At 42.4% G+C, this 14,009-nt stretch carries 9 protein-coding genes and 1 pseudogene; 5 read left to right on the top strand and 5 right to left on the bottom strand.

Annotated elements, in window-relative coordinates; all coding sequences use genetic code 11:
* The first annotated feature begins 197 nt into the window (after window positions 1-197).
* Window positions 198-2,828 carry a glycosyltransferase gene (locus tag QUA10_RS18720; protein WP_333081482.1) on the top strand — a complete coding sequence of 877 codons (2,631 nt, stop codon included), beginning with the start codon at window positions 198-200 and terminating at the stop codon, window positions 2,826-2,828.
* 24 nt (window positions 2,829-2,852) lie between these two features.
* Here QUA10_RS18720 and QUA10_RS18715 read toward each other — a convergent pair whose 3' ends face one another.
* The 4 genes from QUA10_RS18715 to QUA10_RS18700 form a co-directional block, all read right to left on the bottom strand.
* Entirely contained in the window at window positions 2,853-4,019 is a 1,167-nt protein-coding gene (locus tag QUA10_RS18715; protein ID WP_333081481.1) for a glycosyltransferase family 2 protein, read from the bottom strand.
* Window positions 4,020-4,069: 50 nt separating this feature from the next.
* Window positions 4,070-6,244, bottom strand: a complete 2,175-nt coding sequence (locus QUA10_RS18710) for an O-linked N-acetylglucosamine transferase family protein (RefSeq protein ID WP_333081566.1) — start codon at window positions 6,242-6,244, stop codon at window positions 4,070-4,072.
* A 202-nt stretch (window positions 6,245-6,446) separates the two neighbouring features.
* Complete coding sequence (locus QUA10_RS18705) at window positions 6,447-6,995, bottom strand: type IV pilin-like G/H family protein (RefSeq protein ID WP_333081480.1); 549 nt, start codon at window positions 6,993-6,995, stop codon at window positions 6,447-6,449.
* Window positions 6,996-7,101: 106 nt separating this feature from the next.
* Complete coding sequence (locus QUA10_RS18700; protein ID WP_333081479.1) at window positions 7,102-8,424, bottom strand: methyltransferase domain-containing protein; 1,323 nt, start codon at window positions 8,422-8,424, stop codon at window positions 7,102-7,104.
* A 244-nt stretch (window positions 8,425-8,668) separates the two neighbouring features.
* Between QUA10_RS18700 and QUA10_RS18695 the strand changes: the two genes are divergently transcribed.
* From QUA10_RS18695 to QUA10_RS18680, 4 genes are all read left to right on the top strand, one after another.
* The gene (locus QUA10_RS18695; RefSeq protein WP_333081478.1) at window positions 8,669-8,857 is read left to right on the top strand and encodes a hypothetical protein; all 189 of its coding nucleotides are present in this window, start codon (window positions 8,669-8,671) and stop codon (window positions 8,855-8,857) included.
* 114 nt (window positions 8,858-8,971) lie between these two features.
* A complete protein-coding gene (locus QUA10_RS18690) occupies window positions 8,972-11,113 on the top strand; it encodes an O-linked N-acetylglucosamine transferase family protein (RefSeq protein WP_333086336.1) in 2,142 nt (713 codons plus the stop codon).
* A gap of 134 nt (window positions 11,114-11,247) precedes the next feature.
* Window positions 11,248-11,865 (top strand): Uma2 family endonuclease, encoded by a 618-nt coding sequence (locus QUA10_RS18685; protein ID WP_333081476.1) that lies wholly within the window; start codon window positions 11,248-11,250, stop codon window positions 11,863-11,865.
* 180 nt (window positions 11,866-12,045) lie between these two features.
* On the top strand, window positions 12,046-13,221 hold the full coding sequence (locus QUA10_RS18680) for an AI-2E family transporter (RefSeq protein WP_333081475.1): 1,176 nt from the start codon (window positions 12,046-12,048) through the stop codon (window positions 13,219-13,221).
* A gap of 97 nt (window positions 13,222-13,318) precedes the next feature.
* On the opposite strand, the pseudogene QUA10_RS18675 reads toward QUA10_RS18680, so the two are convergent.
* Window positions 13,319-13,969: pseudogene (locus tag QUA10_RS18675) on the bottom strand (Uma2 family endonuclease).
* Between the last annotated feature and the right edge of the window lie 40 nt (window positions 13,970-14,009).

The following is a 14,009-nucleotide window of genomic DNA, read 5'->3' as shown; positions in this document are numbered from 1 at the left end:
GAGCCGGATGCGGTGAAAGTCGCACGTCCGGATCTAACTGAGAGGTGCGGAGGATAATACTTCCCATCGACTCAACCGGACAATAGAGGGAGAGGAGGGCGATCATTAAGGAAAGTTGACTGATTCGAGTATGGAAACATACCAGCTCAATAAAAATAGAAAAGATAAAAAAATCTTATTCCATAAAAAAATAAATTATGAAGCCAAACGACAACTTAGTAAAGTTACATATGGGCTGTGGGACCAACCTCAAGGAGGGATACTTTAATATAGACCAATATGTTTATGCTTCAGGCGTTATTCAAATGGATATCTTTAATTTGTCCTTTGAAAGTGACTCAGTAGATGAAATTTTTACAGAACATATGCTGGAGCATATTGGAAAATTTGAAGTGCCACTAGCTCTTCAAGAATGGGCAAGAGTTTTAAAGCCAGACGGTAAATTGGTGATGAATTTACCAAATCTAGAATGGTGTATGCAGCAGTGGTTAGCTAAGCCAGAAGATGAACGATGGGGTTGGCAATTAGATACTATATTTGGGTTGCAGACCCACCCTGGCGAGTTTCACAAGACGGGCTTTACTGCGCCTCGACTGCAACAATTGCTGAAAGCCACAGGTTTTCAAAATATCACGATTAGTAATTACTGGTCTCATGCTCAGAGCTGCTTTTGGGTTGAAGCAAGTAAAGGTTACTTCACGAGTGCAGTTAAGTGTTTAGCGAGCATAGTTGTACCTTGGTGGGATCACAGTGAATTGTTAGAACTGTGGGAACAAAATCTCCAATACTTACCCGATACCGAAATAATATTTATTGATAATGGTAGCGCACCAAAAGGAAAAACAGCATTGGAAGAATTTTGCAGGCGACAGAAGATTAAGCTGCTACGAAATGAGACCAATAGAGGCTTTGCGGCAGCAAACAATCAGGGAGCGAAGGTAGCAAATGGTGAGTATATTATTCACCTAAATAATGACGTGGAAATAATAGATTCACCGATTGAATATTTGTGTAATTTGGCTGCCGAAGGTTTAGCTGGACCTTTAGCGCAAAATGAACTAGGAGAATTTTATTTAGAAGGTTGGGCGCTGTGTATTAAAAGATATTTGTTAGAGGCGTTGGGAGGATGGTGCGAAGACTATGGGCCTGGATATTGGGATGATGTGGACTTGTCTCATCGGGCAAGATTGGCAGGCTATTCATTGACCCCTGTTCCTGATGCAAATCGGTTAATTCGCCATATAACAAACGCTACAGGTCGAGACGGACGAATCGATCAACTTGCTTTACATTTTAAAAATAGAAAAATTTTTATAAGAAAGTATTATAATTCTTGTCCCAAAATCATTGTTGATGGCGTATTCTTCCAGCTTTACAGAACAGGGATAGCTCGTGTATGGTCCTCATTGTTAGAAGAATGGGCAGAAAATGGTTTTGCTAAGCATATTGTAGTTCTTGACAGGGCTGGAACAGCGCCCAAAATCTTGGGTATCAGATACCGTACTATAGCAGCTTATAACTACGGAACAACCGATGCTGATCGCGAAATGCTGCAAGCAGTCTGCGATGAAGAAGAGGCTGTTTTATTTATCTCTTCCTACTACACGACACCGCTATCAACACCTTCGGTGTTTATGGCATATGACATGATTCCAGAAGTTTGGTCGACGAATTTAGATGAAGCCATGTGGAGGGAAAAGCATCACGGTATCCGCCATGCTTCTGCATATGTTGCTATCTCAGAAAGTACAGCACGGGACTTAACAAGGTTTTTCCCAGCCCTTGCCCAAGAATCGGTAACTGTAGCTCATTGCGGAGTTAAAAATCTTTTCTCGTCAGCGAGTAAAGAAGAGATTAGTAGTTTTAAAACGAAGTACGGAATTTCAAAACCATATTTTATTTCGGTTGGTGGTGGAGCTGGTTATAAAAATTCTATTTTATTCTTCCGCGCATTTGCTCAACTTGCAAGTAAACAAGGTTTTGAAATAGTATGTACGGGGAGTGGAGTTTTATTAGAAGGAGAGTTTAGAAATTATACATTAGGTACTGTAGTTCACAAGCTTCAACTTGATGATGAGGAGTTGAGATTAGCTTATGCCGGTGCTGTTGCACTGGTTTATCCATCGAAATATGAAGGATTTGGCTTGCCTGTACTGGAGGCACTCTCCTGCGGTTGTCCCGTCATTACTTGTCCTAATGCCTCGATTCCTGAAGTGGCAGGAGAAGCAGCTTTATATGTGGATGATGAGGATGTTGAGGGTTTAGCCGATGCACTTTGCGAGGTACAAAAACCGAAGGTTCGCAACTCATTGATTGCGGCTGGGTTGGAACAAGCCAAAAAGTTCTCTTGGTCAAAAATGGCGAAAACGGTTAGTTCCGCCCTGATAGACGCAACTCTAGTGCGTTTAAACTTGAAAGAGATTAATCTAATTATTTTTCCAGATTGGACGCAGCCAGAAGAGTCTCTTGGTTTAGAATTGGAACGAGTAGTGAGGGCGATCGCAACTCACCCAGACAAAAGCAAGATGACTTTACTGGTAGACAATAGTAACATTTCTGACGAAGATGCTAATCTCGCTTTATCAAGCGTGGCGATGAATCTTTTAATGCAAGAAGATTTAGATGTTTCCGACGGCCCAGAAATTACACTGATTGGACAGTTGAGCGAAATTCAGTGGTTAGCTTTGACACGTCGACTTTACGGTCGAATTTTGTTGGAAAATGAGAATAAAGAAGCGATCGCGCTTCTGGAAGCAAAAGGTATTAATTGTTGCGAACTAGAAAAATTTAACCAACAGGCATCAGCCCTAAAAGTAGAGGATAGCTAACCACTTCTCCACCTATCTCCATCCTTACACTTCTTGATTAAGCAAAGCCTTAATTCCCTCTAAATTTCTTTGAGCGTCTGTACAGTTTTCATCAAAATTAAGCGCTAGTTCAAAAGCATATATAGCGGCTTGCCAGGACTTCATCTGAATGTACGCAGCACCTAAACCACAGGCCGCATCAGTTGTCATAAAACTGATTTCAAAAGGCTCTCCTGTATAGTAACTGACATCTTTACCAAGTTGCAAGCACTTCTCAAAATAAGCAATAGCGCCCAGAGGAAATCCTAAACTAATTAAAGTCATTCCAGCTATGTAATTTATAGGCGGATAGTTGGCGCACCACTCCAGACCGCGCTGACAAATTAACCGTGCCGTTTCATAATCTTGATTCTGCAAGGACTGCCCCGCCAATGTAAAAATCAGGGAGGGAATAAAAGCAAAATCATCCGGCGGGTTCCCTTCCATCAAGTGTGGAAAAAGTCGCTCAAATGCTTCAGCGTAGCATTCTTGAGCTTTCTCAGCTTGCTGAGTAGCCCCGTAAACATTAGCAAGGCTGTAAAGAAGTCTTAAGCTAATACCTTCCTCTTGCTGGATTCGTTCCAAAATAGCAATGTCACGCTCTATCAATTCTTGCTGGATTTCTTCAGGAGCGGTTTTAGGATGGTGCAGAATTTTCAAACTTTCTAACTGACTTAAAAAGTTTGAACGATCGTACCATTTTTTTAAGTCTATATATTCGTGTAGGCGACTTACATATCTAAGTTCTGGAAGATTGCGAAATAGCCTGGGTGTGTGTAATGGGGTTGTCCCCTGTACAGCATTGGCTTCGCTTAGCATCAGTAAATAGGCTATGACTTCCCTTTTTGAAGTTAATTCCTCTTTCAACGCATCAGTATTAACAACTAATTCTTCATCAGCATCCAAAACTAAAATCCAGTCGCCCGATGCTAAGGAAAGAGAAAAATTTCGAGCGGCTGCAAAATCATCGCACCATTTGAAGTAATCGACTTTTGCTCCATATTGAAGAGCAATCTCCGGCGTACCATCCTGAGAGCCAGTATCTACCACTATGATTTCATCAACGTAAGGTTTAGCGCTCTCTAAGCATCTCGGTAAATTCTTTTTTTCATCTTTAACAATCATGCAAAGGGACAATCGAGGCGCAATCACCTCCTCTAAAGCATCACTCACTTAACTATCCTCCACAGTTCAAGTTATGTCATACATTGCTATCAGTCGTTTTACGAATGATGTTTCTCCAGATACATTTGCCACATTTGTTGGTAAGCTTTCTCCATCTCTAGCGTAAAATGCTTAGCATTCCACAGGGGAGCAGTTTGCCTCGAATGTCGCAATTTCCAAGCAATTTGTTGCCTCATAGCCGTATCTTTCCCTAAGCGTATCCCCCACTCGACATATTCCTCATCCGTCCAAGCTATTCCCTCAGTTATACCAGCATTGATCATCATCGTGTAACTGTTGCGAGCCGCAAATTGCTGTCCTACCCGCGTCACGAGGGGAATGCCCATCCACAAAGTTTCTAGGGTAGTTGTAGCACCGTTGTAAGGATAAGTATCAAGAACTACATCTGCAATGCCTAAGTTTGCTCTATGAACAGATTCGGCTCCTACCTCTGGCAAAAAACGCAGGCGATCGCCCGCCACACCTTCTTCTTCTGCTAACTGAAAAAAGAAGTTTTTAATTGATTCTTCATCAGCAGAACCTTTGATTAAAAAGTAACTATTTGGTACTTCTGCAATAATTTTTATCTGTAGTCGCGCTGTATCTGGATGGCGTTTATAGCCCCTCTGAGCACTAAGATATACAACAGCATCACTCGGAATACCCAACCTATCGCGCCTCAAATCTGGAATACCCACCTCAAAACCATCCACAGCTATATAAGTTTGAGGCAAACGCCAAATTTTTTCACTGTAATATTCCTCAGCAGACTCCGGCAGAACATAGGGATCGGCAATAAAATAGTCAACCGCCGGCAACCCTGAAGCATCCCAACCCAGCCAAGTGACTTGAACGGGTGCAGGCTTGAGTGCCATCACCTCACAAGTCACATCGAGTGTGATGCTGTCGAGATCGATCAGAATATCAATCTCATCGTGATAAATTTGCTCAGCCACTTCAGTACCGTAAAAACCGCCTTTGTGGGCTTTATCAACATGATTGACAAACCATTCCTGTAAAGAGTCCTCCGTCTTTCTATAGATCAGGAAATAACCGTGTATTTCAAATTGAGCGCGATCATGATGCTGGAAAAGCCATCGTGCTAGCCAGCCAACTGAATGTCTTCTGAGGCAATGCGATACATAACCAATCTTCAAACGCTTAGTAGCAGTACCATTGCTTTTACTGGATGCCACTCGCTGTCTGTATCGATCTGCCTGCTCCTTGGCATAGGTTTCAACATTAGTTTGACATAACTGAGAGACTTGATTTTGAATGGGTTTATTAATTTTTGGACTGTCTTCAAAGTACGGTAAAAAGAAGGTAGTAAGAAACAGATTTTGGACTGTAGTCGCGTGAAGTGATGTTGGTTGTTCGCCGATCAGTGACTCCAACAGTGATTTGTGTCTCTGGATTACCGGTAATACCTGTTCCCAATATCCACCTGCACTCATCAATCCCCGCATAATTTGATGATTAGAAAAAACTTTATCTGCTAGTTGCTTGCATAAGGAATAGCGCAATTTGGCAATTTCTATACCCCGAGCATATTGCTGAGCATTTTGATAATAAGTACCTAACTGTAGCAAAATTCCGAGATTATTAATATCTAAAGTGCGAGCTAACTCTGCAAAGCTTATTGCTAGTCCCGGCATCAATGCCGAGTGAGCAATTTCCACCGACGCTGCGATGACAATTTCAATAAAAACTAGAGGTTCCCGGACATGGGCTAGACAGGCTTCCGCTAGTTCGAGCGACGAAGGGTGCAGGGGAGCATAATGTAAAACACTGTTGAGCACTTGCATTAATAGCTCAGAGTCTGCCTCTGCGAGTTGCTCTGAATGGAGATGATCGATTAAGCCCAGAGCATTCAGTTCCTCTCCTGTATAGGTCTCAAGCAGGATGCACAAGCCAATCAAGTGCAAGAGGTTGCTAATATCTGCGGGATTAATTTCTCGGATGTGCTGCCGAATTACCCAAGCTACTGAATAGTCTGCTATACCTCTACGTCGCTCTGCTTCTGCTTGCAACACTTGTATCAGTTCTGCTGTCCACTCCTCCACTTGTTCTGGTTCCCCTTCTGCCATGCCTAGCAGCCAAGTAGTTTGAGCTTCTGCTTCTTGTTCCTGCAACAGAAACATCAAGCCCAAATACCAGTAATTAGATTTGGTGTCTGGATTAACTTCTATTGCTTGCTCGTACAACTTTGCTGCTTGAGCATAATGTCCCTGCATTGCATATTTATCTGCTTGCTGCTGAAAAGTTTGTAGTTCAGGCAATCCCGGGTTGTCTAAAAAGTTAGAGGGTGTCAAATTTTTAATATGGGAAACTAATATTTCTAGAAACTATGCAAATGGGTAGTGTATACAAACACTACCCACTTTTGGAAAAAGTTAAGACTACATTGATCGAACCTTCCTAGCCGTAATACCTTTTTTACTTGGCGACTTCTGTACCACCAGTTTCACACCGAGAACCGATCGCCGCGTTCGGATCTGGCTTATAAGCAGTAGCCTCACCATCATATGCACATAAAACGGCTGACGTGGTTTTGTCCTGTGTAGCCGCGCCTGCTCCAGTTTGTGAACCTATAGCTACCCCACCAGCATATAATTGGAGGGACTTTTTATTTACAGGTGTTGCGAAGTTGGTCGCTTTTGTATCCGATGCAAAATCTGACTGTTGGATTGAGTATAGATAGTTAGTAGTTTGAGTTTTGATGCCCAAACCCAAATCATTAACGTCCTTTACAAAGCCATTATCCTCTGCATATTTAGCTTGCTGAGCTCTGTTCATGGAACCGATATACTGCTTGGCTTCTGACTGCTTGGCTTTGTTGGCTTGGCTGAGGAAGGAAGGCAGAGCAATCGCAGACAAAATACCGATGATGATAATAACGACCAGCAGTTCAATCAGGGTGAAACCCTTATCCTGTCTTTTTTGATTGAGGTGTTGCAGGAATCTGGCTTTAAATTCAGTTTTCATTGGTTGTTTCTCCTAGAGGGGTGGGATGCTTGATTTCTAACTCTTAGAGATAACTTACCCACTTCTGACAGGCTTCATATCACTCGCGGGATTTTTTTTTTCGTTCTCAAGCCGAGCGCTCCAAAAGCACGTATATAAAAGCTTCTAGCATTTTCAAAAGTTCCTTGACCTCCTCAAACGCTGTCTCGTGACTCGCGGGTTCTAGGGTAACGGGATGGATGGGTCTGAGCTTTAGCCAGCGTTCGGCTAGGTCGGTGACAGAACAACCTCCTTCCCAAAGCGGCAGCAAACAAGCAGCCTTAATACTCTCTATTAGGATAGGAACTTTGGTTGGCAAACGCACATAACTGCTGATCTCGAATGGTCTGTAACCATTGATACAGTTAATCAAGTCTTCTTGTACCTGAGCAGTCCTTAGCTGGGGATGCAGATACACCCGTGCAGTCTGCCAATCAGCAAGAGTCCATTCCGAAACAGGTAACAACGGCTCTCGCGCGGGATGAGCGCACCAAAAGTCAATTAAACGATGAACTGGTTGTAACAGTTCAAACATATGCAGCCTCTCTTCTATAGAAACTTCTGGCAAACTCATCTCCAGAAATGCAGGTAAGTTATCTGGATCTTTGAACAAGTCCGTCAATTCCCAGTGTCGCCAATTCACCATGCTCACAAACTCTAAATCAGCAACTCTCAGCGCCGCGAACATTTCAGAAATCGTATAGCCTTTATCACCTTGAAACAAATAATTCATCAGTATGGACTGTTCCTTTTCAGCAAGGTTACCGTCCCAGGTAGTTACTTTAAGTCTTACGTCATCTTTCAAAGCATTCATAATATCACGGGTTAATTGGATCTCCATTTCTTGCGGATTTTCATCCATCAACCCCATCATCCTGAAAAGTGCTTGGGCGCGGTAAAAGTTAGTGCGCTGAAGAGAACTGTGCAGGTTGGTACGGATGATCCCCTCGGATTTGAGGACTGATTTCATCGCTTGCAATCCCACCGCTATGTCAGGTAAAATATAAAGCACCTCGTCGTTATTAATGTAGTCAAATGTGAGATTCAAGCTGGGTAAGTCTTCGATGGCTAAAACATGAAACTCGGCCTTTTCAAATCCGTGATGTCGCAGCCGTTTTTGAGCTAAGTTAACAGATTCTTCAGAAAGGTCTATGCCAACAATTTTTGCTCCGGGATTTGCCTCTGCCAAAATTAAGGATTTATAGCCAGTGCCGCAGCCAGCGTCTAAAATAACTTTACCTTCAGTCTCTATAACTTTTTGATTTCTTAAATAGTAAGCTGTTACCAGATTATGAATGTAGAGAGATTGATAGTCTGTTTTGGGAGAGTATTCGAGGGCAAATTTAGGGTAAGGAGCATTGTCAAATTGTTGACGAATTTTCTCTATCAAATCTGATTCTTGCTTATCCATTCTCTCTCAAGCCTAATATTAGTAAATTAGCTGATGGCACATTCCTATTATAGAATGGAAAGGCATCTGAGCCGCGCTATCTGGGGAAAAATTGATCGCCCCCCAATCCTCCGAGATTCTGCAATAATGGTGTCTCGATGGCTTCTCGGCATATTAGCCAAGTCCGCGCGACCGAAGCTATCCCGAAATGAAGCGCCCCTCTTCTCCCTCCCAAAACCAGATTATATAACCAAAGACCAATTCTATGAACACCAACACCGGATTTATCCTGAAAGTATTCCTGATCTCCGCTGTAATCTCCCTCATCATCAAGTACGGTGGCCCCATTATCTCTATACCCTTAACCGCATTCAACGCCCTAATCGCCGTCTTTACCCCCAGTATCATCCTAGCTGCCGTCCTCGGCTGGCGATCGCGCCAACAGCCAAGATAGGGGATGGAGGGCGATCGCCAGCCCCCAAAGACGAGTTAAATTAAACCAGGGGCGATCAAACTTTCACACCAAAACCCCTCCATGCCCAGCAATATAAATGAGACAGACAATCACATGGATCTAGCCACCTTAAATCTGAAACCCTTAAATTTGCTGATTTTTCCTGATTGGAACCAACCAGAAGAATCTCTTTATTTAGAGTTAGAACTAATTATTAGGAGTCGGGTAAATCATCCCGATTGCGATTTTATCACTATTTTAATATATGTGAGCGAAAGTTTAGAAAAATCCGAAATAGATCCCAATCTAATTTTATCAGCGATTGTGATGAATCTTTTTATGGAAGAAGATTTAGATACTAGCTGCGAACCAGAAATTATTTTATTAGAAAACCTCAATCGAAGCCAGTGGCAGGATATTTTGCCACAGATTCAATATCGAATTAAGTTGAATGCGGAAAATCACCAAGCAATAGCAGAGTCTGGAACCGCAGAAATTCCAGTAGTGGAACAGGAACAACTTAGCGAGATAACTGTTGATTCCCAAGCATTAGCGTTGAGAGAATTCGGCAACCAATTCTATCGTCAAGGAAGATACGAAGCTGCCATTAAGCACTATCAAAGGTTTTTAGTATCCCAGATAGGAGATATAGAACTGTATAGTAACTTAAGCGAGTGTTTAAGAAACCTCAACAGAATCGAAGAAGCGATCGGGATTCTTGACTCAGGCATCCACCATTACCCAACCGCAGGACAACTGCACTTTCAAATAATCAAAATTTTTCAGCAAAACGGACGCACTCAAGAAGCTATATCAAGTGCAGAAAGAGCAACGAAACTACTGCCCCATGAATATGTTTTTCAACTATTCAAACACTTGATATTGCCGATTATTTATAACACATCAGATGAAATCCTATTTTACAGGAAAAGATTTGTCCAAGGATTAGAAAACGTAATTCAGCAAACCTCCCTAAAAACTCCCGAATACAAAATTAATGCTTTGCGGGGTTTTAGTAGTTTTACTAATTTTTACCTAGCATATCAGGCTTACAATGTTGTGGAATCGCAATCAAAGTATGCTAATTTAGTGCATCAAGTTATGGTCGCCAACTATTCGCAGTGGGTGCAACCGCAATCAATGCCTCCCCTGCTGGAAAATGGCAAAATTAGAGTCGGTTATATTTCTAGTTATTTGCATTCTTACAGCGGCACTTTATGGTTAACTGGCTGGCTGCGTTATTGCAACCACCAACTATTTGAAATTTACTGTTACTATACGGGGGACGAACCCGATCCAATTACAGAAAGATTTCGCCAATACAGCGATCGATTTCGCCACATTCCTCACAACCTAGAAGGCGTATGCCAACAAATTATTGATGATAAATTGCATATTCTTGTCTTCCCGGAAATTGGCATGGACGCACCAACTATACAAGTAGCAGCTTTGCGCCTTGCCCCCGTGCAATGTTCGGCGTGGGGACATCCTGTAACCTCTGGTTTACCGACGATTGATTATTTTATTTCCAGTGAATTGATGGAACCGGAAAATGCACAGTTGCACTACTCAGAAACCTTAATTAAGTTGCCTAATATTGGCGTTGCCTACCCAAAACCGATTGTTGGTCAATTAACCCAAACTCGCTCAGATTTTAACCTGCGAGAAGATGCCGTTATTTATTTGTGCTGCCAAGCTCCTTTCAAATACTTACCACAATATGATTTTATTTTAGCAGAAATTGCCCGCCGCCTTCCGCAAGCTCAGTTTATTTTTCCTCGCGGCGAATTACTGCGGGAACGGTTAAAGCGTGCTTTTGCTGCTGTGAATCTCGACAGTGAAGATTACTGTCTGTTCCGAACTATTCCAACTCGACAAGATTACATAGCAATTAACTTTCTGTCTGATGTTTTTTTAGATACTTTTACTTGGTCGGGGGGGAATACGTCTTTGGAGGCGCTCGCTTGCAATTTACCCATAGTAACTTGTCCGGGAGAATTTATGCGGGGACTTCATGCTTATAGCTTTCTCAAAAGGCTGGGAGTAACAGACACAATCGCCAAAAATGAAGAAGAATATATTCAAATAGCTGTCAAGTTGGGTATAGATTCAAAGTGGCGCCGAGACATTGCACAACGCATGAGTCAGCGACAAGGTGATCTGTTTGACGATAAAGTTTGCGTGACAGCTTTAGAGACTTTTTATCAAGAAGTTGTTCGAGAAAGGCTTGAAGGTAACAATAATTCTATAGGTTAGGGCGATCGCGCCAACAGCAGCAGTAGAGACACAATCAAAAAGTGCGATCGATCTACACTAGGTCTAAAAACTATGTTTTTGCCAAAATCTTAATTCCCCGTACAGCTATCAAAACCAAAGTTGAGGCACTCACCATGATTCAAACCATCACAGAATTAGTAACATTCGATGAATTCATTGATTGGTATCCTGAGAATTCAGAACACCGCTACGAACTGCACAATGGAGAGATTGTTGAGATGCCAAAAGCAACAGGTAAACATTCTAAAGTGGCCGGTTTTACCAGCGGCTGGTTATTTCTCGAAATAGAACGCTTAAACCTACCCTACTTCATCCCCAAAGAATGCGTCATCAAACCCATGCGCGAGGAATCGGGATATGAACCAGATATTATTGTACTTAACGAACAAACCATTGGAAACGAGCCGCGATGGGAAAAATCATCAATTATCACAATTGGTTCATCAGTCCCCCTAATCGTCGAGGTAACTAGCACTAATTGGGGTGATGATTATGCCCTAAAGCTTGAGGCTTATGAGTCAATGGGTATTCAAGAATATTGGATTATAGACTATCTAGGATTGGGCGGCAGACGGTTTATTGGCAACCCCAAACAACCCACTTTTTCGGTTTACCAACTAATTGACGGGGAATACCAAGTCAAACTGTTCAGAGGCGCCGAGGGTATTGAGTCCCGAACTTTCCCCGAATTGAAGCTGACAGCGCAGCAGGTGTTCGCCAAAGGGAATTGAGGAGGCTGCTTATACTCATGTCCGAGTAGGGGTATATGATTAAAGATGCGATCGCGCCCATCTGCTGTATCTTGATATAAAGGCGATTCATCGCTTCTAGGCTGCGGAGCAATTAGCAAGCAGTAATTCCCCATACCCTATTCCTCAATCTAAAATCTAATATCTAATATCTAAAATCTAATGAAGCTAGGACAGTGGATGGGCTTATTAGCCCTCATCGCATCTTGTTACATTTTGTGGCAAATCAGGCAGGCCCTACTGCTGCTGTTTGCGGCCGTCGTCTTAGCCACCGCCTTAAACAGGCTAGCACGCTACTTGCAAAAATTCGGACTCAAAAGATCGATCGCTGTACTCTTATCAGTTAGCTTCCTAATCCTCGTATTCGTAGGCTTATTCCTGATAATTGTACCGCCCTTTACCCAACAGTTTCAACAACTTACCCAAAGAGCCCCTCAAGGAATAGAAAGATTAAATCAGTGGATAGATCAATTTGAAGGTCGTTTTTCGGGACAATTTGGTCAGAGGCTGCCCAATCTTGATGTTAACGACATCATGCAACAACTGCAACCTTTATTCAACCAACTCGTTGGCGGTGCAGGAGCCTTTGTCGGTAACACATTAGGCGTTATTCTCAGCTTTTTGCTAGTCATAGTTTTGACATTGATGACATTAGCAGAACCTCTATCTTACCGCAAAGCATTCATCCAACTATTTCCATCTTTTTATCGGCGACGAGTCGATGGCATCTTAGATGAATGCGAAATAGCTCTCGGTCGATGGGTCATCGGCGCTCTCATTAGCATGAGTGTGATTGCTTTTTTGAGCTTAATTGGTTTGTCGGTCTTGCAAGTCCCCCTACCGCTAGCTCACGCTGTAGTAGCAGGATTTCTTAACCTAATTCCCAATATAGGCCCCACTTTGAGCGTCATCCCCCCAATGACGATCGCACTTTTAGATTCTCCCTTACAATCAGGTTTTGTCCTAATCCTTTACTTTCTAATTCAACAGTTTGAAAGCAACGTCCTCACCCCCTACGTCATGGCACAGCAAGTATCACTGCTGCCAGCAGTAACATTAATAGCTCAAGTATTCTTCGCCACCTTCTTTGGATTTTTAGGCTTATTGCTAGCTCTCCCCCTCACCGTTGTAGCTCAAGTTTGGATTAGGGAAGCCCTCATTAAAGATATTCTAAACCAGTGGAGTGCCAGCCCTAAAACCTTAGCAGCAATCGATTCTGCTATCCATGAAAAACATGAATCTATAGGAGTCGCCGAAAGCCTACCAGAAAAATATTTACCAGAACAGAAACCAGACATCCCAGATCATGCTGAAAATGAGGCTCCTGAAAATCAATAGTTAAGGTTCATAATGACTTCATTCCTGATTCATTGCCAGTTATAGTACAGAAGTATTCACTAGAAAATTAGGAAAAATGTGGTACTAACACTCTCAACTAACTATCTTCACCCCTCGCATTTTTTACCGTATCTCTGTCGGCTATAAAAAGCTGTTGAACCCTCAAATTCAACAGCCAAAATGTGGGTGACACAACCCTATTACTACCCCGAAACTGACTGACTTGATACTCACCGTCAATCAACTGGTAAACAGAAAAAGTAGGTTTTTTCGGGGTGCCAATATAGCGTCTGGCACCAAGTCCCAAATAATCCGCAATCCAGTATTCAGAAATGCCCAAAGCTTCGTAATTCACCAATTTGTAGCCATAATCATCCCGCCAATTGGTACTGACAACTTCGACAATTAGCCGGACAGAACTACCCATTGTAATGATAGATTCCTTTTTTCATCTCGGTTCGCTGTCCGTTCCTTGCCTATCTAAAACTATCGCATCCGGTTCGTAACCAGATAGCTCGTTATCAGCTTTGACAACGCATTCTTTGGGAAGGAAGTAAAGAAGTCCTAGTCGTCTGATTTCAAAGTTGAGTTCAGCGACAAGGAAGCCAGCTACTTCTGAATATTCTCCGGTGGCTTTAGGGATTTCAACAATAGCTCCATTGTGCAGTTCGTAACGGTTTTCATAATTTTTAGGATACCAGTCAAGAAATTTATCGAAGCTGACTGGTTTTAATATCGCTTGAGTCATAGCGATCGCCCTTTATTTTATTTATGATATTGTTATTGTA

The sequence above is a fragment of the Microcoleus sp. Pol8_D6 genome, assembly GCF_036700965.1.
Lineage (GTDB): Bacteria > Cyanobacteriota > Cyanobacteriia > Cyanobacteriales > Microcoleaceae > Microcoleus.
The sequence above is the reverse complement of the archived record's forward strand: the minus strand, read 5'-3'. Positions and strand labels throughout refer to the sequence as shown.